The organism is Micromonospora sp. NBC_00858, assembly GCF_045207365.1.
Taxonomy (GTDB): Bacteria; Actinomycetota; Actinomycetes; order Mycobacteriales; family Micromonosporaceae; genus Micromonospora.
Genome location: NZ_CP108828.1, coordinates 6,947,904 through 6,969,484, shown reverse-complemented (window position 1 = coordinate 6,969,484; position 21,581 = coordinate 6,947,904). Strand labels below are relative to the sequence as shown.

Below are 21,581 nucleotides of genomic sequence, written 5' to 3'. Positions count from 1 at the left end.
CGCGGGTCAGGGGCCGAAAGGGTCGGGACGGCGCTCCAGCAGCGTGTGCAGGGTCTGCTGGATGGTCTCCCGCACCTGGTCGGCGAGGTTGAAGACCACCAGCGGGTCGTCCGCCGAGTCGGTCAGGTGCGCGGTGGGGATCGGCGGGCAGAACTGGATCAGCCACTTGCTGGGCAGCGGCACCATGCCCAGTGGCCCGAGCCACGGGAAGGTCGGCGTGACCGGAAAGTACGGCAGCTTGAGCAGCCGCGCGAGGGGCTTGATGTCGGCGAGCATCGGGTAGATCTCCTCGCCGCCGACGATGGCGACCGGCACGATCGGGGTGCCGGTGCGCAGCGCCGCCGAGACGAACCCCCCTCGGCCGAAGCGTTGCAGCTTGTACCGGTCGGAGTAGAGCTTCCCGATGCCCTTGAAACCCTCGGGGAACACACCGACCAGGTCGCCGCCGCCGAGCAGCCGCTCGGCGTCCGGGTTGCAGGCCACCGTGCCGCCGGTCTTGCGGGCGATCTCCGACACCACCGGCATCCGGAAGACCAGGTCGGCGCCGAGCAGGCGCAGGTAGCGGTGGGCGGGGTGCTTGTCGTGCAGCGCCGCCGAGAGGATCAACGCGTCCAGTGCCACCGTGCCCGAGTGGTTGCCGACCACCAGGGCGGGCCCGTCCACGGGTACGTGCTCCACCCCGCTGACCTCGGTGCGGAACCAGTCCCGGTAGAGCAGCCGCAGCAGCGGGTGGAAGACCGCGTCGGTCAACTCCGGGTCGAACCCGAACTCGTCGACCTCGTAGTCGCCGGACAGCCTCCGACGCAGGAACGCCAGCCCGTTCGCGACCCTGCGGTCCCAGTGGTCCCCCGGCCGGTCCGGCACGGCCGGTTCGGTGCCACCCGGCTCGCCGCCGGTGGCCGGGTCGCCCGTGTCGGCCGGCTCGCCGGTGACCGGGTCAGCCGCACCCGTCGGCTCGTCGGTGGTCGGGTCAGCCACGGCGGCGGTCTCGTCGGGGGCGGCAGTGTCGGTCTCGCCGGACGATGACTGGATCGGCGCGATCCGGGCCGCCGACCGGTGTCCGTTGCGCCGCGCCGGCTCCGTGCCCGGTGCGGCCGGCCCCGGCGGTACGTCGAACCGGCCGATGCCCGCCGGATCGCGCCCCTCGCCCGGCCCGGTCACGACCGCTCCCGCACCGCGGAGCGGACCTGCCGGATGCCGTCCAGGACGAGTTGCTCGGCGGTGGCCAACTGGCTCCGGGTGACCACGACACCGCCGTGGTGGGCGCGGATGAAGTCGTCGAAGGCCGCGGCGGTGGAGCGGGGCGTGAAGCCGTACTCCTGCTCCAGCCGGGTGGTGTCGACCACCCGGCCGTGCACGAAGAGGTCGACCTGGTCCAGGCCGTAGCGGCCGAAGCCCATGCTGCGGGCCAGCGCGGCGGCGCCGGAGAGGCCCGGCTCCAGCACCGGCACGGCCACCCGACCGGCCCGCCGGATCGCCTGGGACAGCGACAGCACCCCCGGGCCGGCGACGTTGTACGTGCCCGGGTGGTCCTCCACGATCGACCGGTACAGCACCTCCAACGCGTCGTCGAAGTGCAGGAACTGCAACCGGGGATCACGGCCGAAGACGGTGGGCACCAGCGGCTGCGAGAAGTAGCGGGTCAACGTCGTGTCGGCGGTCGAGCCGATGAACGGGGCGAAGCGCAGCACCGTCGCGGTGACGTCGGACCGGCGGCGGCGGAAACCGCGGACGTACCCCTCGACGTCGAGGATGTCGCGGCCGAAGCCGCCGCGGGGCACCTCGCGCGGCTCGGTCTCCTCGGTGAACACCGCCGGGTCCCGGAACGACACGCCGTACGCGGCGGTGGACGAGCGGACCACGAGCTTGCGCAGTCGGGGTGCCCGTTGGCAGGCGGCGAGCAGTTGCATGGTGCCGATGACGTTCTGGTCCTTCATCGCCGACCGGCCACCGTGCTGCGGGTCGGGAGCGCTGACCAGCGCGAGGTGCACCACCGCGTCGACGTCCAGATCGGCGAGCAGCCCGCCGATCGAGCCGGCGTCGACGCGGATCCGTTCGACCCGGTCCAGCAGATCGGTGAACTCGGCGCCGGGCTCCGGCGCGTCCACTCCGATGACCCGCTCGATACGCGGGTCGGCGGCCAGCCGGGCCGCCACGTGGGCGCCCAGGTAGCGGCCGACCCCGGTGACGACGACAACCCCCGGAGCACCTGAGGTGCTGCCGGGGGTCATCTGCCGCACCTACCCCGGCAGGAGGGATCGAGCCGGGACAACCACGGCCTGATCACCTGAGCCTCCGGGGGTCGACAGTTGGCAAGTGACGCCGGACGCCGGGCCGCTGGCCCGGCGGCGATCACTTGCCGAGACGGCGACGCTGGACGCGGGTCTTGCGCAGCAGCTTGCGGTGCTTCTTCTTAGCCATGCGCTTGCGGCGCTTCTTGACCACCGAGCCCATACGACAGCCTTTCGATACAACGTGCGGGGCGGACCGGATGACACCACGCAGGTGGCGACGGCGACCGCTTGCGGACAACGGACCGGACCAGTCTGGGCGGCGGGGCGCACCGGTGGGGTCTCGGTCGGGCTCCAGGGTAGCCGGAGAGGGTCAGCCGGACCAACGCGCCCCCATCGAGGCCCTACCGATGTCCGTTACGTCGCGCTCGACGTGCGGGGCGGTGGCTCAGGCGGTCTCCTGAAAAGCACCCCGCAGATATTCGTGCACCGCGTGCTCGGGCACCCGGAATGACCGGCCAACCCGGACAGCGGTGAGCTCACCGCTGTGCACCAGGCGATAGACCGTCATCTTCGACACCCGCATGACCGTTGCCACCTCGGCGACGGTCAGGAACTTGACCTCCGACAGCCGTCCGTCGGACTGCGACCCGGCCATGGCTCACCGACCCATCCCATGCCCGGCGCGTGCCAACCCGACGGATGCTCCGGGCCGGGCCGGCGACGCGCGTGTTACCAGTACGGTAGCGGGGCGGCTGTGACCGGCGCGATCCCTTCGTACAACTGATCATGTTTCGGCCGCTGGTTCACCCGATCCGCGCTCCCGGTATCTCCCAGCCTGCGCCCGGCGTCCGGGTTGCGGTTCACTCGGCGCGCAGCGCGACCACCGGGTCGAGTCGGCCGGCGCGCTGCGCGGGAACCACGCCGAAGACGATGCCCACCACGGCCGATACGCCGAAGGCGAGCGCCAACGACCACCAGGTGATCGCCGCCGGGATCGGTGACAACGCGTCCACCAGCAGCGCGGTACCCACGCCGAGCGCCATCCCGGTCAGCCCACCGATCGTGGTGAGCAGCACCGCCTCGAGCAGAAACTGCACCCCGATGTCGCGGGGGCGGGCGCCGACGGCCTTGCGCAGGCCGATCTCGCGGGTCCGCTCCCGGACGCTGACCAGCATGATGTTGGAGACGCCGACCCCGCCGACGAGCAGCGAGATGCCGGCGATGGCGGCCAGCACGCCGGTGAGCACGCCGAGGATGTCGCCGAGCACGCCGAGGATCTGCTGCTGGGTCACCGCGCTGAACTCGGTGTCCGGGTGGCGACGGCTCAACTCGGCGACGATCCGCTCGCCCAGCTCGTCGATCCGTTCCCGGTCCGGCGCCTTCACCGCGATGCCGTCCACCCGCTGAGTGCCCCAGAGCCGTTGCGCGGCGGTCACCGGCACGTGCACCTCGTCGTCCCGGTCGACGCCGAGGCTCTGCCCGAGCGGCGCGAAGATGCCGATCACCCGGAACCGAACGCCGGCCAGCGTCACCTGCTGCCCGAGTGGGTCCCGGTCGGGGAAGAGCGCGCGGGCCACCGAGTCGCCGAGCACCGCCACCCGTCGGCTGGTGTCCACGTCCGTGCCGGTGAGGTAGCGGCCTCGGGCCAGCGACCGGGTGAACACCGCCGGGGTGGTCTCCAACACGCCCTGCACGGTGGTGAAGTCGGACCGGGCGCCGGCCCGTGCGGTCGCCCCGGAGGCGACGGTGACCGCCACCCGCTCGGGGTCGCCGACCACCCGGGAGACCGCGTCCGCGTCCTTGAGCGTCAGCGGCGAGACCACCGGCGCGTTGCCCACCTCGATCCTGCCGGGGACGACCAGCAGCAGATTGGAGCCGAGCCCCTCGACCTGCTGCTCCACCTTCTGCTTGGTTCCGGTGCCGATGGCCACCAGCAGCACCACCGAGGCCACCCCGATGATCACCCCGAGCATGGTCAGCGCGCTGCGCAACCGGTTGGCCCGTAAGGCGTCCAGTGCCACCCGCCATGCCTCGGCGACCCTCACGACCCACTCCCGCCGCCGGTCGCCTCGCCGGCGTGACCGGTCCCGCTGCCTACGCCGGGCGGATCCGGAAGGCGTCCGGCGGCTCCGGCGGCGCCGCCGGAGCCACCGGACGGGTGCCCCGGCCCGCTTCCGGACGCGGACCGAGGCTCCGCGCTGGGAGCGGAGACCAGTGTCGCAGGTCGACCGTGATCAACGGACGGCGGTCGATCATGAAGGGCGGCCGGGTCGTCACCGGTGGCGCTGTCCGCCACCACCACGCCGTCGCGCATGGTGATCCGGCGACGGGCCCGGGCGGCCACCTCCTGATCGTGGGTGACCATCACCAGCGCCACACCGGACTCGATGTTCAGCTGCTCCAGCAGCTCCAGCACCGCCGCGCCGGTGACGCTGTCCAGGTTGCCGGTGGGCTCGTCGGCCAGCAGCACCGTTGGCTCGGTGACCAGAGCGCGGGCGATGGCCACCCGCTGCTGCTCGCCGCCGGACATCTGGTTGGGCCGGTGGTCCAGCCGGTGCCCGAGGCCGACCCGGCCGAGCATCGCCGCCGCCCGCTCCCGACGCCGCCGGGCTGGTACGCCGCGGTAGACCAGCGGCAACGCCACGTTCTCCACCGCCGAGGTCCGCGGCAGCAGGTGGAACGCCTGGAAGACGAAGCCGATCGTCTCGTTGCGCAGGGTGGCCATCTCCGGCGGCGAGAGGGCGCTGACGTCCCGCCCGCCGATCACCAGCCGGCCGCCGCTGGGCCGGTCGAGCCCGCCGAGCAGGTGCATGAGGGTGGACTTTCCCGAGCCGGACGGCCCGACCAGCGCCACATGGTCACCCGGCTGCACGACCAGCGACACCCCGCGCAGCGCCTCGACGGACACCCCGTCCAGTTGGTACGTCCGGGACACGTTCACCGCCTCGATCGCGGGCGGGGATCCGGTCACCGCACCTCCTGGCCGTCGCGCACCTGGTCGGTGCCGCGCACCACGATCCGGTCGCCCGCCTGCACGCCGTTGAGGATCTGCACCAGGTCGGAACCCTGGACGCCCACGGTCACCGCCGCCCGGTCCGCCTTTCCGTCCCGGACCACCCAGACCGCGTCCCGGCCGTCGGCGGAGAACACCGCCGAGGCGGGGACCGTCACCGCGTCGGCGGCCTCGCGTACCCGCAGGTGCACGATCGCGTTCATCCCGGGGCGCGGCGCCGGTGCCGACTCGTCCTCGGCGAGCTTCCCGGCGCCCAGCGCCAGACGTACCCGGTAGGTGACCCCACCCTGCGCGGAGTTGGTGGGGAGCACGTCGACCGAGCGGACCGTGGCGTCGTAGCTGGCACCGGGCACCGCGTCCAGCTCGACCGTGGCGGTCACGCCGCTCTTGACCAGCAGCACGTCGGTCTCGTCCACCTCGGCGAGCAGCCCCAGCTGCCCGGTGTCCACCACGGTGAGCACCGGCGTGCCGGCGGTGACCTGGCCGCCGACCGCGACCGCGTCGTCCACCCCGGCGGGCGGCCCGCCCTGGCCGGGGGCCAGCACCGACGGGTCGATCCCCGCCGCCTGAGCGCCGCCGGCCTGCTCCAGCAGCCCGGCCAGACCACCGCTCGATCCGCCGCCGGCCCGGGTGCCGCCCGGCTGCACCACCCCGGCGATCGGGGCGCGCAGGGTCAGCGCGTCGACGGTCGCCTTCGCCAGGTCGTACGCCTGCTGGGCCTGGAGCCGTTGCGCGGCGGAGAGCGCGCCGACGGCGGAGTTCAGCCCGCTGATCCCCCGCTGCACCGCCCGGACGGCCTGGTCGGCGCTGCGTGCGGCGGCGGCGTACTGCCGCTGGGCGGAGGTCACCTGGGTCAGCAGCGCATCCCGCAACTGCGGGTCGGCGATCTTCTCGGCGGCCTTCCGGGCGGCGTCGAACGCCTCGTCGGCGGCCTTGTCGGTGCCGCGCCGGCTGCCGGTCAGGTCGCCGGTGGAGACGCCCCGGCCGGCGCGCTTGGCGGCGGCCAGCGCCTCCCGGGCCTGGCGCAGCCGATCCTGCGCCGACGGGGAGGCGACCACGGCGAGCACCTGACCACGCGTGACCCGCTGTCCAGGCTGAACCCGCAGGCTGGCCAGGGTGCCGTCGGCGGGAGCGGTCAGGGTGGCGGCGGCCCGGGCGGTCACCGTCGCCGGCGCGTCGATCACCTCGGTGACGGGGCTGCGGGCCGCCGAGGCGAGCGCGACGGGCGGCTGGTCGTCGCCGCACGAGGCGGCCGTGGTGGCGGCGAGGACGGTGAGGGCGGTCAGGGCGGTGAGCAGGCGGGGCCGCGTAAGGCTGGCGGGCCGCGGCGAGTGGGTGCGGCGCACCCATCGATGGTACGGCTCACCGTCACAGCGCTGACATGTCGTCAGACGGCGGTGGCCCGGACGTACGCCACGCACTCGTCGTGCAACGTCGACCACTGCTCGCCGAACGCCTCCTGGGCAGCGGCGTCGAGGGCCTTGCGGTCATGCACCACTGCCTTGAAGAAGGTGAGCAGCCGCTGCGGTCCGTACCGGTCGACGAGGTGCCGGACGGCGAGGTAGCCGGCGCCATAGCTGCCGCCGACCCGCTCGGCAGAGGCGTCATCGGCGGGGGTCATGCCCTCCAGCCGGCCGTCCCAACCGCCTCGGACCAGCTTTCGCACCTCGGCGAGCCCCTCGTACCGGTCAACCGGCTGCCCGCCAGCGCCCGCGAACTCGGCCAGCCCCTCCACCAGCCACCATGTCGTCTTGCCCGGATAGCCGCGCTCCGGCAGCGAGGCGGCGTGGGTCAGCTCGTGCCGGAGCAGGTCATCGGCGCTGCTGCTGGAGAGACCCTCGGCGTTGAGCACCACCTCGTGGTGGCCGCCGCCCACGGTCACCGCGTAGCCCCCGGTCCACTGTGGTCGTCCGCCGCCGTACCAGCGCTGCCACTCGGCCCGGCCGGCGTAGAAGATCCGGTACCGGTCCGGTGGAGCCCCGGCCACCACGTACCCGTCGGCGACCTTTGCCGCCGCCTCCGCCTGCGCGAGCAGGCCGGGCAGCTTGCCCCGCTGCGCCGGGGTGGTGGCCACGATGGTCCGCGCGCCGACCGCCACGGCCAGGTCGCTGATCTCCCACGGCCGGGTGCCGGTCTCCGCGGACTTGGATTCCTCCAGGGCGACCAGTCGGGGCTGGTCGCCGTTCTCCCGCCAGCGGGTGCCGATCAGCACCGGGCTGGGTCGGCAGCCCGGCACCACGAAGCAGTACTGGAAGCGCACCAGCAGTCGCCACTCGCCCGGCTTGCCGACGACCGGAGCGGGCAGGCCGCTCGGCTCGGGCCGCCAGACGGTCACCTTGAGCGCGCGCAGCGCGGCAAAGCGCCGGCGCAGGTCGGTGTGCGTGGCCGGCTCGGCGACGGAGAGGAAGCCCGCCGAGTCACCGCCGAGCAGCGCCGTGGACTGCCGCTGAAGCTGGGCGGTCATCCGGTCGGCCAGCCCGCGGGCGACCGCGGTGGCCGGGTCGTCGGTCGCCGAGGCACCGATCCGACCGACCGTGGCCCGGTCGCCGGACTCCCGAACCACCCCCGCCACCAGCAGCGCCGGCAGCCCGCAGCCCAGCAGCAGGACGACCACCACGAGCCCGGTCCACAGTGGCCACAACCGCCGCAGCGATGGCTGATGCACCCCGTCAGTCACCCGGCGAAGGGTACGACCTCTGGACGGATCGGGCGAGGCCGGCACGGCCCCGCCCCACCCCCTGGACCGCACTCAGGCCGGGCGGCCGGCGCGGCGGAGCAGGATGATGACTACCGCCCAGACGACGACCAGGGCGAGGCCGAGCCACGGCTGCCCGAGCAGTGCGAGCATCCCGCCACCCAACACGAACCAGCAGGCCTGGAAGGTGTGCTTGGCCAGCGGGCGCAGCGGCACCCGGGCGCGCGGTGAGCCGAGGACGCCCCAGAGCCCGGCGAGGAGCAGCGGCACGCCGACGGCGGCGAGCAGTCGGCCGGCGGTCGGCGCGTCCAGGGACCAGCCCCACCGGGCGCCGATGGCCAGCACGGCCAACTCCAGCAGAAAGACCAGGAGCAGCCCGAGTGCCCGGATCACGGCTGGTCCGGCTGGTCGACGGCGCGACGAGCGCGCGGCCAGGATCGGAACGCGACGTCCAGGCCGGCGACCAGTTGGTGGTACGACCGGTCGACCTCGCGGGGCAGCCCGAAACCACCGGCCGCCTCCAGCGACACGAACCCGTGCAGGGCGCTGCGCAGCGCCCTGGTGGCGTCCACCGCGTCGTCGGCGGTCAGCCCGTACCCGCGCAAAACCGCGTAGATGGCGCCCACCGCCCGCTCGCCCGCCACCACGTGCTCGGGGTCGGCCGGATCGGGCGCCCGCAGCGTGGTCGGGTAACGGCCGGGGTGCCGTTGGGCGTAGCCGCGGTAGGCATCGGCCATCGCCCGTAGCGCGTCCCCGCCGGCGCGGCCGGCGGCGGCGGTGGTCAGGTCGGTGGCCAACTCGGTGGTGGCCAGCGCGGAGAGCTTCTGGCTCAGCGCGTCGGCGCCTCGGACGTGCTTGTAGAGGCTGGGCAGCGCCACGCCAAGCCGGCTGGCGAGCGCGGCCAGGGTGAGCTGCGGGAGGCCGACCTCGTCGGCCAGCCGGGCGGCCTCCCGCACCACGGTCTGCTGGTTGAGCCCGACCCTAGGCACCGGTGAACACCTTCAGGAAGCCGAGCATCTCCTCGGCGGTCCGTTGCGGCCGGTCGGCGTGCGGGTAGTGCCCGGACTCCTCGACCATCCGGGCCTCGGCGGTGCCGAAGAGCCGGCGGGCCGCCCGTGCCTCGGCGCCCGGGTCGGGGAAGTCCGGGTCCTTGGCACCCATCAGCACCAGCACCGGTTGCCGGACCTGCGGGGCGCGGGCGGTCCAGTGCGGCTCGACCGGCTCGGCCACGCCGCGGGTCGCGGCCATCCGGCCGGGCTCGCGCAGCTTGGCCACCATCGACCGGCGGTACGCCGCGTCGTCGGCGGGCCGGTGCACCGGGAAGAGCGTCTTGTGGAACATCCCGAACAGTCGAGGGCTGCGCACCACCGCTGCCAGCGCCATCCGCATCAGCGGGTTGAGCTTCGGCTGGCTGACGAACCCGCCGATCTGCACGATGCCGGAGACCAGGTCGGGCGCCTCGGCTGCCGCGAACACCACCGCCGCCGCGCTGGATGAGCTGCCGACCAGCACGGCCGGGCCGGCGTCGATGTCGCGGACCACGTCCAGCAGGTCGGCGCCGACCTCCGCCGGGGCGTACGTGGGCCAGCCGACGCTGGACTCCCCGTGCCCCCGGACGTCGACCGAGGCGACCCGGTAGCCGGCCGCGACCAGCAGCGGCACCAGGTGCCGGTAGCTCGCCCGGTTCTCACCCATGCCGTGCGAGAGGACGACCAGCGGGCCTTCCCCGTGCACCTCGTACGCGATGTGTCCGCCGTCCCGCCGCATCTGGCTAGTTGTCATAGCCATAAAGCTAACCCCATTAGCCAGCATCGTCAAGCCGGATACGCGAACGGGCCGGCGGGGACCACGAGGGTCACCGCCGGCCCGTTGGCCGGTCCGTCCGGGTTACTTCTTGGAGATCAGGGCACGGCCGAAGAAGACCAGGTTGGTCGGACGCTCGGCGAGCCGGCGCATCAGGTAGCCGTACCACTCGTCGCCGTAGGGGACGTAGGTGCGCACGGTGTAGCCCTCGCCGGCCAGCCGGGCCTGCTCCTCGGGGCGGATGCCGTAGAGCATCTGGAACTCGAACCGCTCCGGCCCCCGGTCGAACCAGCGGGCCCGGTCCTCACCGATGGCGATCATCCGAGGGTCGTGGGTGGCCAGCATCGGGTAGCCGTCGCCGGACATCAGGATGTTCATGCAGCGGACGTAGGACTTGTCCACCTCGCGGGCGGACTGGTACGCCACCGACTCCGGCTCCTTGTACGCGCCCTTGCACAGCCGCACCCGCGACCCGGCGTAGGCCAGCTCCCGGCAGTCCGACTCGGTCCGGCGCAGGTACGCCTGGAGCACCGCGCCGGTCGACGGGAAGTCCTTGCGCAGCTTGCCCAGCACCTCCAGCGTCGAGTCGGTGGTGGTGTGGTCCTCCATGTCCAGGGTGACCGTGGTGCCCGCCGCGTCGGCCGCCGCGCAGATCGCCCGCGCGTTGTCGTACGCCAACTGCTCGTCGAACATCTGGCCGAGAGCGGAGAGCTTCACGCTCACCTCGGCGGCCGGGGTGAGCCCCGCCCCGGCGAGCATCTTCAGCAGCCGCAGGTATTCGTCCCTGGTGGCCGTGGCCTGCTCGGGGGTGACGGTGTCCTCACCCAGGTTGTCGAGGGTGACCGCCAGACCGTCGTCAACGAGTTCGCGGGTCGCGCGCAACGCGTCGTCGGTGGCGGCGCCGGCGACGAACCGGCGGACGACGTCCCGGGTGTACGGGGCAGTCGCGACGAGCCGCTCGACCTGGGATGACCGGGAGGCGGCGAGGATGACGGAACGGAGCATGAGCCGAGCGTATCGCCCCTGCTGGGCCCTCCGCCGAGGGGCAGCCAGCACCCGACTCCCGAGTTGGAAAGTGCCCCTTGCACAACAAAATCCGATAACAAGGAGTCGTTCCTCACCGTGGGGCGGGGCGGCGGCAGTGGCGTCGATCGGCTACAACGATGCCGTGGACCAACGCCCCCGCCGCCGGCTCCGGTCGGCCTCCGTGCAGCTCGGCGCGCTCACCGCTCTCGCGCTCGCCCTCTCCGGCTGCAACATGACCTCGGACGACGACGATGACGACGACTGCGCCCTCGGGCCGGCCGGCGGCGGTGACACGGTCGCGCTGGCGATGCGGGTCGCCGAGCCGACCGCCGGCCGCGCCGCACCGGAGCCGACGACCGCAGCCGTGCCCGAGCGCGGCGGGTTCGGCACCCACCTCGCCTCCTGCGGCGGCTGAGGTGCGCCGCGAATCGGTCGCGCCCCGACCCGACTGGGACGCCACCATCCGGGCGCAGGGGCTGGTCTACGTCGACACCGAGCTGCCCGACGGCGGGATCATGTCGTACTGGGACGAGACCGCCGCGTACGCCTTCGACCTGGACGAGGTGCTGCGGCTGGAGGAGGCCACCGAGGAGCTGCACCGGATGTCGGTGGCCGCCGCCGAGCACGTGGTGGCCCACCACCGGTACGCCGAGTTCGGCATCCCGGAGTGGGCGGCCGAGGCGGTGGCCCGGTCGCTGCGGGAGGCGCCACCCACCCTCTACGGGCGCTTCGACCTCGCCTACGACGGCAGTTGGCCGCCCAAGATGCTGGAGTACAACGCCGACACCCCCACCGCGCTGGTCGAGGCGAGCATCATCCAGTGGTACTGGCTGGAGCAGACCCGACCGGAGCTGGACCAGTGGAACAGCCTGCACGAGCGGCTGGTCGGCGCCTGGGCGAAGATCGGCGCCGGGCTGCACGATCCCCGGGTGCACGTGCTCTGGTCGAGCGAGGAGGAGTCGGGCGAGGACCACATGACCGCCGGCTACCTCGCGGAGACCGCCCGCCAGGCCGGGCTGACCGTCGACCTGCTGCCGATCCAGGACATCGGCTGGGACGGCCGGCGGTTCGTCGACGCCGCCGACCGCCCGGTGACCACCTGTTTCAAGCTCTACCCGTGGGAGTGGATGCTGGCCGAGCCGTACGGGCCGGCGGCGTTGGCTCCGGGCACCCCGACCACCTGGATCGAGCCGGCCTGGAAGCTGCTGCTGTCCAACAAGGCGCTGCTCGCGGTCCTCTGGGAGCTGTACCCGGGCCACGACTACCTGCTCCCGGCGTACCTCGACTCGCCCCGCGGAATGTCGGAGTACGTGGCCAAGCCGCTGCTCGGACGGGAGGGCGGCTCGGTGCGCATCGTCACCGCCGAGCAGGAGATCACCAACCCGGGCATCTACGGCGACGAGGGCTGGTGCTACCAGGAATTCCGGGCGTTGCCAGAGTTCGCCGGCAATCGGATGGTGCTGGGCAGCTGGATCGTCGACGGCGAATCGGCCGGGGTGGGGGTGCGGGAGAGCGCCAGTCTGATCACCGACGGCTACGCGCGGTTCCTGCCGCACTACATCGACGCGCCGCGCACCCCGTGAGTCGTCTACCGTTGGGGGCGTGAACTTCGACGCGTACGCCCGGACCGGTGTTGACCTGGTCAACGCCCGCCTGGACGACCTCGACGACCTGCGGGCCATCTTCCCCGACGACAACGCCTGGATGCGCGACGAGGTCGCGGACCGGGACGTCGCGACCTTCCGGCGGGCGCAGAAGCGGCTGCGCGACGTCTTCGAGTACGGCACCTCGGGGCGGGACGCCCAGGCGGTGACGGAGCTGAACGCGCTGCTCGAGGCGTTCCCGGTCCAACCGCGCATCTCCGGGCACGACTCCAGCGACTGGCACATGCACGTGACCAGCCGGGGCGCATCGGTCAGCGCGGAATACCTGGCCGGTGCGGTCTGGGGGCTGTCGGTCTGGCTCTGCGAGTACGGCAGCGCCCGGTTCGGCGTCTGCGCCGACGAGCGGTGCGGCAACGTCTACCTGGACACGTCGTCCAACTGCTGCCGGCGGTTCTGCTCCGAGCGCTGCGCCACCCGCTCGCACGTGGCGGCGCACCGGGCCCGCAAGCGGGCTGCGGTCGGCGAGCAGGTGACGGTCGCCCCGCAGCCGACCGCGGGCGCCGAGTCGCTCACCCCGGTCAGCTAGCTGACGCCGTACCGGTCGGCCCGCCCTGTGTGGGGACGACGGGTCAGGCGTCGACCGGGGACGGCGCGGTCAGGTGCTGGCGGGCGAACTCCAGCGCGGCGCGCAGGTCCGCCTCGCGTACCGCGCGGCTCTTCGCGCCCCGGGTGGCCACCTCCACCGCCACCGACCCGGTGAAGCCCCGCCCGGCCAGCGAGGAGAGCAGCTGGCCGCAGGGCTGGGTGCCGCGCCCGGGCACCAGGTGCTCGTCGCGGCCCTCGCCGGTGCCGTCGCCAAGGTGCACGTGGGCCAGCCCGGCGCCCATCCGGTCGGCCATCTCCAGGGGGTCACTGTGCGAGGCCGCGCAGTGCGACAGATCCAGGGTGTACGACGGGTAGCCGGTCTCCGTGGGATCCCAACCCGGCACGTACGGAACGAACTGCCGGCCCGCCATCCGCACCGGGTACATGTTCTCCACCGCGAAGCGCAGCCCGGTGAACCGGTCCGCGACCGCGGCGAGCCCTTCGGTGAAGGTGCGCGCGTAGTCGCGCTGCCAGGTGAACGGTGGGTGCACCACGACGGTCGGCGCCCCCAGCGTCTCGGCCAGCTCGGCGGCCTTGCGCAGCCGCTCCCACGGGTCCGGGCTCCACACCCGCTGGGTGACCAGCAGGCAGGGCGCGTGCACGGAGAGCACCGGCACGTCGTAGTGGGTGGAGAGGCCGCGCAGCGCGCCCAGGTCCTGGCTGACCACGTCGGTCCAGACCATCACCTCGACGCCGTCATAGCCGAGCGCCGCGGCCAGTTGGAACGCCGCCGCGGTCGGCTCGGGGAAGACCGACGAGCTGGACAGGAGCACCGGAACGCGGGAAGTCACATCAGCCAGGGTAGCCCGGCGCGGGTAGGGCCACCGTGACGAGCGCCGGCAAATCGGCCGTAACCACCCGGCCCGGTCATACCGGTTCGAGTTGATCGAGCCGACGGAGGATGACCCCTTCCCGCAGCGCCCACGGGCAGATGTCCAGCGAGTCCAGATCGAGGCGGCGCATCACCGCCTCGGCGACCACCGCCCCGGCCAGCAACTGGTGAGCCCGGCCGGCGCTGACCCCCTCCAGCTCCATCAACTGGGCCGGCGGGATGTGCCGGATGAAGCCGATGACCTGCCGCAACCCGGCGCGGGTCAGGCTGCGCCGCGCCCAGAGCCCGGCCCCGGACGGCGCCGCCCCGGCCAGTCGGGCCAGGGTGCGGAACGTCTTCGAGGTGGCCACCGCCCGCTCCCAACCCACCTCGGTCATCTGGTCGACCACCTTGTCCAGCCGACCGTCCACGTACTCCCGCAGTTTCTCGACGGTTTCCGCGGATGGAGGCGCCGCGCTGTCCGGGTCGACCCGCAGCCGCTCCCGGGTCAGCCGACCGGCACCGAGCGGCAGTGAGACGGCGACGTCCGGGTCCTCGTCGATCCCGGCGGCGATCTCCAGCGAGCCGCCACCGATGTCCAGCACCAGCAGCCGGCCAGCCGACCAGCCGAACCAGCGCCGCACGGCCAGGAAGGTCATCCGCGCCTCGTCCGCCCCGGACAGGACCGCCAGGCGTACGCCGGTCTCGTCGCGGACCCGGGCCAGCACCTCGGCCGCGTTGGTGGCGTCGCGTACCGCCGAGGTGGCAAACGCGATCAGATCGTCCGCCTCCAGCCCGGCGGCCGCCGCCTTGGCCATGCCGACCGCCTTGACCAGGCTGTCCGCGCCCGCGTCGGTCAGCGCGCCGTCCGGGCCGATCTGCTCGGCCAGCCGGAGCACCACCTTCTCGGAGTGCGCCGGCCACGGGTGCGCGCCGTGGTGCGCGTCCACCACCAACAGGTGCACCGTGTTGGATCCGACGTCGAGGACACCCAGTCGCATGGTGAAGACACTAGGTGCAACACGTTTGCGCGGCTCGCCGGCCCGCGGAGGTCACCGCGCGTACGCTGGGCCGGGTGACGATGGAGCTCCGCGTGGTGGTGGACGACCCGGGCGACCCGCGCAGCCGCGAGGTCCCACTGGACTTTCCCCGGGAGTGGATCGAGTTCGCCGACCCGGCGGACGAGAATCACCTGATCCGGGCGGACCTGACCTGGCTGCTCTCCCGCTGGACCTGCATCTTCGGCCAGGGCTGCCACGGCATCATCGCCGGCCGGGCCGCCGACGGCTGCTGCTCGCACGGCGCGTTCTTCACCGACTCGGACGACGAGAAGCGGGTCCGCAACGCCGTCAAGCGGCTCACCCCGTCGACCTGGCAGCACTTCCGGCGTGGGTTCCGGAACTGGACCGACGAGGACACCATCGACGGCAAGACCCCGGCCCGCCGGACCGCCACCCAGGGCACCGAGGGGCCGTGCGTGTTCCTCAACGACGCCGACTTCGCTGGCGGGGGTGGCTGCGCGCTGCACGCCCAGGCGCTCCGCGACGGTGTGCACCCGCTGGAGTACAAGCCGGACGTCTGCTGGCAGCTGCCCATCCGGCGGGACCAGGACTGGGTCAAGCGGCCGGACAACACCAAGGTGCTGGTCTCCACGCTGTCGGAGTTCGACCGGCGGGGCTGGGGTGCCGGCGGGCACGACCTGGACTGGTGGTGCACCTCCTCGACGGACGCGCACGTCGGCGCCGAGCCGATGTACCTCTCGTACTCCCCCGAGCTGACCGCGCTGATCGGCGCGGCCGCGTACGAGCGGCTGGCCGAGCTGTGCGCCGCCCGGACGAAGCAGGGCCTGGTCGCCCCGCACCCCGCCGACGACATCTGACGAGTCAGCGTGATCTTGGTAGCACTCTTGCTACCATTCGAGGTATGGCCATGACGCTCCGGCTCGACGACGAACGTGAACAGCGACTCCGTCTTGTCGCGGAGGAAGAGACGCGGTCGATGCACGCCGTCGTCGTCACCGCCATTGACGACTACCTGGCACGGCGCAACGCCCGTCAGTTCGGCGAACTCGCAGACGAGATCATCGAGCGCCACTCCGCACTGCTCGCTCGCCTGGCGGAGTGATGACCGAGGTCCACTACCCCACGCTCACCGACGTCGCCGGCATCGCCCGCAAGCTCGGCGTCGGGATCCGGGATGCCGGCCTCGTCGAATCGGCCGTGGCCCGCCCAAGGACAAGCGTGTTCGGCGAGGACGCCTACCCCGACCTGTGGACCAAGGCGGCGGCGTTGCTGCACTCGCTGGTCAACAACCACCCCTTCGTCGACGGCAACAAGCGGATCGGCTGGATCGTGGCCGTTGCCTTCCTGCTTCAGAACCGTGCCGTGACCGTGGCCCAGCTCGACGAAACCAACCAGGACGTCGCGTACGACCTGGTCATCAGCGTGGCGGAGAGCCGGGTGACCGAGGTCGGCGACATCGCGGCCGCCCTGCGCAAACTGTTCTGACCGATGCCGGAAACGCCGAAGGGGGCCCGCGCCGCGCGCGGGCCCCCTTCGGTACGCCGATCACGGCTCGAACTTGTAGCCCAGACCCCGAACGGTGACGATGAAGCGCGGCGCGGACGGCTCCGGCTCGATCTTGGAGCGCAGCCGCTTGACGTGCACGTCCAGCGTCTTGGTGTCACCGACGTAGTCGGCGCCCCAGACCCGGTCGATGAGCTGACCCCGGGTCAGCACCCGGCCGGCGTTGCGCAGCAGCAGCTCCAGCAGCTCGAACTCCTTGAGCGGCAGCTGCACCGCGCCGCCCTCGACGGTCACCACGTGCCGCTCGATGTCCATCCGCACCGGCCCGGCGGCCAGCGTCGGGACACCCGCGTCGGCCACCTCGGGGCTCTGCCGGCGCAGCACCGCCCGGATCCGGGCCACCAACTCCCGGGGCGAGTACGGCTTGGTGACGTAGTCGTCGGCGCCGATCTCCAGCCCGACCACCTTGTCGATCTCGCTGTCCCGGGCGGTGACCATGATGATCGGCACGGCCGAGCGCTGCCGGAGCTGCCGGCAGACCTCGGTGCCCGACATCTCGGGCAACATCAGGTCGAGCAGCACGATGTCCGCGCCGGTCCGGTCGAACTCGGTGAGGGCGTCGGTGCCGGTCGCGGCGACCGAAACCTCGAAGCCCTCCTTACGGAGCATGTACGACAGGGCGTCGGAGAACGACTCCTCGTCCTCGACCACCAGAACGCGGCTCAACGGGGTGTTCCTTTCATTGCTGTCAGACCTGCCGTAGCTCGGCCGGACCGGCCTCGATCCCAGCCGGCGGCAGTGTCGCCAGCAGGTCGTCCGGTGGACTGGCGGGCAGCCGGAGGGTGAACGTCGATCCACCACCAAGAGTGCTCGACACCTCCACCCTTCCGCCATGGTTGCTCGCGATGTGTTTGACGATGGCCAATCCGAGCCCGGTGCCGCCGGTGGCACGCGAGCGGGCCTGGTCGGCCCGGTAGAACCGCTCGAAGACCCGGTCCACGTCCGTCGGGGCGATGCCGATGCCCTGGTCGGCGACGGCGATCTCGACGTGCTCGTCGTCACCGCGGGTGGTGACCCGCACCGTGGTGTCGTCGCCGGAGTAGTTGATGGCGTTCTCCACCAGGTTCGCCACCGCCGTGGCGAGCTGGGTGTCGCTGCCGTACACGGTGAGGCCGCGCTCGCCGGTCACCGTCACCTCGACGCCCCGGGCGGAGGCGGTGGTGCGGGTCCGGTCGACCACCTCGGCGATCACCCAGTCCAGCGCGACCGGCTCCGCTGGCGGCTGCGGCTCGGCGCCCTGCAACCGGGTCAGCTCCAGCAACTCCTGCACCAGCCGGCCCAGCCGGGTCGACTCGTGCTGGATCCGTTCGGCGAACCGACGGGCGGCGACCAGGTCCTCGGAGAGGTCGGGCGTCGCGGCGTCGGCCGGCTCGGTGGCGTCCAGCAAGGCCTCGGCGAGCAGTTGGAGCGCCCCGATCGGGGTCTTGAGCTCGTGACTCACGTTGGCCACGAAGTCGCGTCGCACCCGGGCCAGCCGGTGCGACTCCGTCACGTCGACCGCTTCCACCGCGATGAAGCCGTTGCCGAGACCCATCGCCCGCAGGTGCACGCCGAGCGGGTTCTCCCCCGCGCTGTCGCGACCCCGGGGCAGGTCCAGCTCGATCTCGCGCCGCACCCCGGTGCGCCGCACCTGGCCAGCGAGAGTACGGATCAACGGGTGCGCGGCGATCGACCCTGCGGTACTGCCGGTACGCAGCAGACCCATCGCGCGGGCGGCCGGGTTGATCAGCACGGGCACGTCGTCGTCATCCAGCACCACGACACCGGCCCGGAGCGAGTCGATCGTCCGGCGGCCGAGCCCGGCCTGTTGCTCGTCGACTATCGCGGGCCTCCCCCTGCTCCAGCGGGAGCTCGCGCTCCCCGTCGACGTGGAGAGACCGTCCCGCGTCCGCAGGAACCGGGGCAGCAGGAAACCGGCGGCCAACCCGGCCACCAACGCCACGGCCACCACGACCGCCACCACCCACTCCACCCGGCGATCGTAGGGTCATTGTTAACCTGGCTACCACACAGACCAGGACGAACCACCCTCACTTTCGCGAATGTTCACCCCTGCGTCCGGTGCCGTTCACCGGGGTTCATCCGGGGTCCGTCCGCGCCACCTACCGTTGGCGTCGCACCTGCTCAACCCCTGCGCCGGCACCCGTCGGCGGCGACCGACCACAGGACGTGATGATGCGCGACGAGTTCCGGGCCGACCTCCAGATCGTCAGCCAACTGCTGGTGGACATGGCGGAGGGCGTCCGCGCCGCCATGCGCCAGGCCACCCGGGCCCTGCTCACCGCCGACCGGCAGGCCGCCGAGACGGTCATCGAGCGGGACGCCGAGATCGACGACCTCTACCGGCACGTGGAGGAGCGGGTCTGTGACCTGCTCGCCCGGCAGGCGCCGGTCGCCTCCGACCTGCGCGCCATGATCACCGCACTGCACGTGGCCGCCGACCTGGAGCGGATGGGCGACCTTGCCGACCACGTGGCGAAGACCGCGCTGCGCCGGCACCCCTCGCCCGCCGTGCCGGCCGAGCTGCGGACGATCTTCACCGAGATGGCCGAGATCGCCGACCGGATGGCCGTGAAGATCGGCTCGGTGCTGGCCAAGCCCGACGCCGACCTGGCCGGCGAACTGGACCGCGACGACGACGCGATGGACGAGCTGCACAAGAACCTGTTCGCGGTGCTGCTCGGCGACGACTGGCCGTACGGGGTGGAGACCGCGATCGACGCCACCCTGCTGGGTCGCTTCTACGAGCGCTTCGCCGACCACGCGGTCAACGCCGGTGAGCACGTGGTCTACCTGATCACCGGGCAGACCTCGCCCACGGCGAGCTGATCCAGGTACGGCGAAGGCCCCCGGGTTCCCGGGGGCCTTCGCCGTAGGCTCAGCGGCCCTGGTTGGCCACCGCGGCGGCGGCCGCCTTGGCGGCGTTCGGGTCGAGGTACGTGCCACCCAGGGTGAGCGGGCGCAGCTGCGGGTCGAGGTCGTAGCGCAGCGGGATGCCGGTCGGGATGTTCAGCTTGGCGATCGCCTCGTCGGAGATCTGGTCGAGGTGCTTGACCAGGGCGCGCAGCGAGTTGCCGTGCGCGGCCACCAGCACCGTCCGGCCGGCCAGGATGTCCGGCACGATCGAGTCGTACCAGTACGGCAGCATCCGGTCGACGACGTCCTTGAGGCACTCGGTGCGCGGCATCAGCTCGGTCGGCAGCAGCGCGTACCGCGGGTCGCCCACCTGCGACCACTCGTCGTCGTCCGCGATCGGCGGCGGCGGGGTGTCGTACGACCGGCGCCAGAGCATGAACTGCTCCTCGCCGTACTCCTCCAGGGTCTGCTTCTTGTTCTTGCCCTGCAGGGCGCCGTAGTGCCGCTCGTTGAGCCGCCACGACCGGCGCACCGCGATCCAGTGCCGGTCGGCGGCGTTCAGCGCCAGCTCGGCGGTGCGGATCGCCCGGCGCATCACGCTGGTGTGCACGACGTCCGGCAGCAGACTGTGCTCGCGCATCAGCTCGCCGCCGCGCCGCGCCTCATCCTCGCCCTTCTCGGTCAGGTCGACGTCCACCCAGCCGGTGAAGAGGTTCTTGGCATTCCAGTCGCTCTCACCGTGCCGCAGCAGGACCAGCGTCCCGACGGTGGGCCCCTCGCTCGCAGTCATGCGGATCATCCTGCCCCACCCGGGGACGTGACACGCGGGCACTGTGGTGACGACCACCACGTGAAAAAGCGGGTGACCTGCGGATCCGCCCAGCACTAGGGTTGTAAGGCGCTGTAGTCACATCGGTCATTACTTGCAAGCGGGGGAACCACGTGCGGACGATGCGGAGCTGGTTCCGGGACACCACCGGCGGCCTGCCCACCACTTTCTGGTACCTGTGGAGCGGCACCCTGATCAACCGGCTCGGCTCGTTCGTGCTCGTCTTCCTCGCCATCTACCTGACCCAGGAACGCGGCTTCTCCGCGTCCCAGGCTGGCCTGGTGCTCGGCCTGTGGGGCGTCGGCGGCGCGATCGGCACCACCGCCGGCGGCACCCTGGCCGACCGGTGGGGACGGCGACCCACGTTGCTCACCGCGCACGTGGGCGCGGCCGCCATGATGCTGGGCCTCGGGCTGGCCCGGGACCTCTGGGCGGTGGCGCTGGGTGCGCTGCTGCTCGGCATGTTCGCCGAGGCGGCCCGGCCCGCGTTCGGTGCCATGATGATCGACGTGGTGCCGGCGAAGGACCGCCTGCGCGCCTTCTCGCTCAACTACTGGGCCATCAACCTGGGCTTCGCCTGCGCCGCCATCCTCGCCGGCCTCGCCGCGCAGGCGAACTACCTGCTGCTGTTCGTGGTAGACGCGGCCACCATGCTGATCACCGCGCTGATCATCTTCGTGAAGGTGCCGGAGACCCAGCAGACCGGACGTACCGTCACCCCCGCGGCCACCGCCCAACGCGGCGCACTGCGCACCATCCTCAACGACCGGGTCTACCTCGGCTTCGTGGCGCTGAACCTGTTCGCCGCGCTGGTCTTCCTCCAGCACATCTCGATGCTGCCGATCGCCATGGGCGACGACGGTCTCAGCCCGGCCACCTACGGCTCGGTGATCGCGCTCAACGGCGTCCTGATCGTGGTCGGCCAACTCTTCGTGCCCCGACTGATCCGGGGCCGGAGCCGCTCGCACGTGCTCGCGCTGGCCGCCGTGGTGATGGGTGTCGGGTTCGGGCTGACCGCGTTCGCCGGCACCCCCTGGTTCTACGGGCTGACCGTGCTGATCTGGACGGTCGGCGAGATGCTGAACTCACCGTCCAACTCCACCCTGATCGCCGAGCTGTCCCCGGCCGAGCTACGTGGCCGGTACCAGGGCGTCTTCTCCCTCTCCTGGCAGATCGCCGGGGCCTGTGCGCCGATCCTCGGCGGCCTGGTGCGCGAGCACGCCGGCAACGACACGCTCTGGTTCGGCTGCGCCGCGATCGGCGTCCTGACCGCGGTGGCCCACCTGGTGTCCGGCCCGGCGCGCGAGCGCCGCGCCACCGCGCTGCGTCGCTCCGGCGAGGCGCTGGCACCGGTTGAGAACCCCCGGCCGCCGGCGTCGCAGCCCGCCGAGGCTGCCGTCTGACGGTGGCCCCATCGCTGTGACGAAGGGCCCATGATCAGGAAATCGACTAGCGGGACCGGGCCCGAGTTCCTACCGTG

25 protein-coding genes are annotated in these 21,581 nt (G+C 72.4%); 8 read left to right on the top strand and 17 right to left on the bottom strand.

Translation table 11 applies throughout. The annotated features are described in order from the left end of the window. Window positions 1-6: 6 nt before the first annotated feature. The 12 genes from OG990_RS32495 to OG990_RS32440 all read right to left on the bottom strand — a co-directional run bounded on the left by OG990_RS32495 (window position 7) and on the right by OG990_RS32440 (window position 10,750). Window positions 7-864, bottom strand: coding sequence for a lysophospholipid acyltransferase family protein (locus OG990_RS32495; protein ID WP_328426119.1), 858 nt, complete (start codon window positions 862-864; stop codon window positions 7-9). Between the two features lie 293 nt (window positions 865-1,157). Then, window positions 1,158-2,231 carry an NAD-dependent epimerase/dehydratase family protein gene (locus OG990_RS32490; protein WP_406078181.1) on the bottom strand — a complete coding sequence of 358 codons (1,074 nt, stop codon included), beginning with the start codon at window positions 2,229-2,231 and terminating at the stop codon, window positions 1,158-1,160. A 121-nt stretch (window positions 2,232-2,352) separates the two neighbouring features. Further along, the gene (locus OG990_RS32485) at window positions 2,353-2,454 is read right to left on the bottom strand and encodes a 30S ribosomal protein bS22 (protein WP_007465623.1); all 102 of its coding nucleotides are present in this window, start codon (window positions 2,452-2,454) and stop codon (window positions 2,353-2,355) included. Between the two features lie 225 nt (window positions 2,455-2,679). Continuing rightward, window positions 2,680-2,889, bottom strand: a complete 210-nt coding sequence (locus OG990_RS32480) for a helix-turn-helix domain-containing protein (RefSeq protein ID WP_007465625.1) — start codon at window positions 2,887-2,889, stop codon at window positions 2,680-2,682. A gap of 205 nt (window positions 2,890-3,094) precedes the next feature. Next, window positions 3,095-4,279 carry an ABC transporter permease gene (locus OG990_RS32475; RefSeq protein WP_406078179.1) on the bottom strand — a complete coding sequence of 395 codons (1,185 nt, stop codon included), beginning with the start codon at window positions 4,277-4,279 and terminating at the stop codon, window positions 3,095-3,097. Further along, window positions 4,276-5,205, bottom strand: coding sequence for an ABC transporter ATP-binding protein (locus OG990_RS32470; protein ID WP_406078177.1), 930 nt, complete (start codon window positions 5,203-5,205; stop codon window positions 4,276-4,278). The genes OG990_RS32475 and OG990_RS32470 overlap by 4 nt, the downstream gene beginning before the upstream one ends. Beyond that, on the bottom strand, window positions 5,202-6,593 hold the full coding sequence (locus tag OG990_RS32465; protein WP_406078175.1) for an efflux RND transporter periplasmic adaptor subunit: 1,392 nt from the start codon (window positions 6,591-6,593) through the stop codon (window positions 5,202-5,204). The genes OG990_RS32470 and OG990_RS32465 overlap by 4 nt, the downstream gene beginning before the upstream one ends. Window positions 6,594-6,634: 41 nt before the next feature. Then, the gene (locus OG990_RS32460) at window positions 6,635-7,924 is read right to left on the bottom strand and encodes a hypothetical protein (protein ID WP_406078173.1); all 1,290 of its coding nucleotides are present in this window, start codon (window positions 7,922-7,924) and stop codon (window positions 6,635-6,637) included. A 72-nt stretch (window positions 7,925-7,996) separates the two neighbouring features. Beyond that, window positions 7,997-8,335: a DUF2568 domain-containing protein gene (locus tag OG990_RS32455; protein ID WP_328420779.1), complete on the bottom strand. Its 339-nt coding sequence runs from the start codon at window positions 8,333-8,335 to the stop codon at window positions 7,997-7,999. Beyond that, window positions 8,332-8,931 (bottom strand): WHG domain-containing protein, encoded by a 600-nt coding sequence (locus tag OG990_RS32450; RefSeq protein WP_328420781.1) that lies wholly within the window; start codon window positions 8,929-8,931, stop codon window positions 8,332-8,334. Before OG990_RS32450 ends, OG990_RS32455 begins: the two co-directional genes overlap by 4 nt. Beyond that, window positions 8,924-9,724 carry an alpha/beta fold hydrolase gene (locus OG990_RS32445; RefSeq protein ID WP_406078170.1) on the bottom strand — a complete coding sequence of 267 codons (801 nt, stop codon included), beginning with the start codon at window positions 9,722-9,724 and terminating at the stop codon, window positions 8,924-8,926. Before OG990_RS32445 ends, OG990_RS32450 begins: the two co-directional genes overlap by 8 nt. A gap of 105 nt (window positions 9,725-9,829) precedes the next feature. Continuing rightward, window positions 9,830-10,750 (bottom strand): proline dehydrogenase family protein, encoded by a 921-nt coding sequence (locus tag OG990_RS32440; protein WP_355601564.1) that lies wholly within the window; start codon window positions 10,748-10,750, stop codon window positions 9,830-9,832. Window positions 10,751-10,913: 163 nt separating this feature from the next. On the opposite strand from OG990_RS32440, the gene OG990_RS32435 reads away from it, so the two are divergent. Genes OG990_RS32435 through OG990_RS32425 form a run of 3 tightly spaced genes read left to right on the top strand, consistent with a single transcriptional unit; the run spans window position 10,914 to window position 12,961 of the window. Continuing rightward, complete coding sequence (locus OG990_RS32435) at window positions 10,914-11,186, top strand: hypothetical protein (protein ID WP_406078168.1); 273 nt, start codon at window positions 10,914-10,916, stop codon at window positions 11,184-11,186. A gap of 1 nt (window position 11,187) precedes the next feature. Then, window positions 11,188-12,354, top strand: a complete 1,167-nt coding sequence (locus tag OG990_RS32430) for a glutathionylspermidine synthase family protein (RefSeq protein WP_406078166.1) — start codon at window positions 11,188-11,190, stop codon at window positions 12,352-12,354. A gap of 19 nt (window positions 12,355-12,373) precedes the next feature. Then, complete coding sequence (locus tag OG990_RS32425) at window positions 12,374-12,961, top strand: CGNR zinc finger domain-containing protein (RefSeq protein WP_328420791.1); 588 nt, start codon at window positions 12,374-12,376, stop codon at window positions 12,959-12,961. Between the two features lie 43 nt (window positions 12,962-13,004). Here OG990_RS32425 and OG990_RS32420 read toward each other — a convergent pair whose 3' ends face one another. Beyond that, window positions 13,005-13,811: a sugar phosphate isomerase/epimerase gene (locus OG990_RS32420; RefSeq protein WP_328420793.1), complete on the bottom strand. Its 807-nt coding sequence runs from the start codon at window positions 13,809-13,811 to the stop codon at window positions 13,005-13,007. A 76-nt stretch (window positions 13,812-13,887) separates the two neighbouring features. After that, the gene (locus OG990_RS32415) at window positions 13,888-14,832 is read right to left on the bottom strand and encodes a Ppx/GppA phosphatase family protein (RefSeq protein WP_355601571.1); all 945 of its coding nucleotides are present in this window, start codon (window positions 14,830-14,832) and stop codon (window positions 13,888-13,890) included. Window positions 14,833-14,912: 80 nt separating this feature from the next. Here OG990_RS32415 and OG990_RS32410 point away from each other — a divergent pair, with 80 nt between their 5' ends. The 3 genes from OG990_RS32410 to OG990_RS32400 are packed head-to-tail and all read left to right on the top strand — an operon-like array spanning window position 14,913 to window position 16,338. Next, window positions 14,913-15,710, top strand: coding sequence for a hypothetical protein (locus OG990_RS32410; protein WP_386988526.1), 798 nt, complete (start codon window positions 14,913-14,915; stop codon window positions 15,708-15,710). A 44-nt stretch (window positions 15,711-15,754) separates the two neighbouring features. Then, window positions 15,755-15,955 carry a hypothetical protein gene (locus tag OG990_RS32405; protein WP_328420797.1) on the top strand — a complete coding sequence of 67 codons (201 nt, stop codon included), beginning with the start codon at window positions 15,755-15,757 and terminating at the stop codon, window positions 15,953-15,955. After that, window positions 15,955-16,338 (top strand): type II toxin-antitoxin system death-on-curing family toxin, encoded by a 384-nt coding sequence (locus OG990_RS32400; protein ID WP_355601575.1) that lies wholly within the window; start codon window positions 15,955-15,957, stop codon window positions 16,336-16,338. Before OG990_RS32405 ends, OG990_RS32400 begins: the two co-directional genes overlap by 1 nt. Window positions 16,339-16,398: 60 nt before the next feature. Here OG990_RS32400 and OG990_RS32395 read toward each other — a convergent pair whose 3' ends face one another. Then, window positions 16,399-17,082 carry a response regulator transcription factor gene (locus OG990_RS32395; RefSeq protein ID WP_328420801.1) on the bottom strand — a complete coding sequence of 228 codons (684 nt, stop codon included), beginning with the start codon at window positions 17,080-17,082 and terminating at the stop codon, window positions 16,399-16,401. 22 nt (window positions 17,083-17,104) lie between these two features. Continuing rightward, complete coding sequence (locus tag OG990_RS32390; protein WP_406078162.1) at window positions 17,105-18,388, bottom strand: sensor histidine kinase; 1,284 nt, start codon at window positions 18,386-18,388, stop codon at window positions 17,105-17,107. A 203-nt stretch (window positions 18,389-18,591) separates the two neighbouring features. Here OG990_RS32390 and phoU point away from each other — a divergent pair, with 203 nt between their 5' ends. Then, window positions 18,592-19,245, top strand: coding sequence for a phosphate signaling complex protein PhoU (phoU, locus tag OG990_RS32385; protein WP_328420805.1), 654 nt, complete (start codon window positions 18,592-18,594; stop codon window positions 19,243-19,245). Window positions 19,246-19,294: 49 nt separating this feature from the next. Here phoU and OG990_RS32380 read toward each other — a convergent pair whose 3' ends face one another. Next, a complete protein-coding gene (locus OG990_RS32380; RefSeq protein ID WP_386988058.1) occupies window positions 19,295-20,062 on the bottom strand; it encodes a phosphoglyceromutase in 768 nt (255 codons plus the stop codon). Window positions 20,063-20,214: 152 nt separating this feature from the next. Between OG990_RS32380 and OG990_RS32375 the strand changes: the two genes are divergently transcribed. Beyond that, the gene (locus tag OG990_RS32375; RefSeq protein ID WP_328420810.1) at window positions 20,215-21,504 is read left to right on the top strand and encodes an MFS transporter; all 1,290 of its coding nucleotides are present in this window, start codon (window positions 20,215-20,217) and stop codon (window positions 21,502-21,504) included. Window positions 21,505-21,581: the final 77 nt, after the last annotated feature.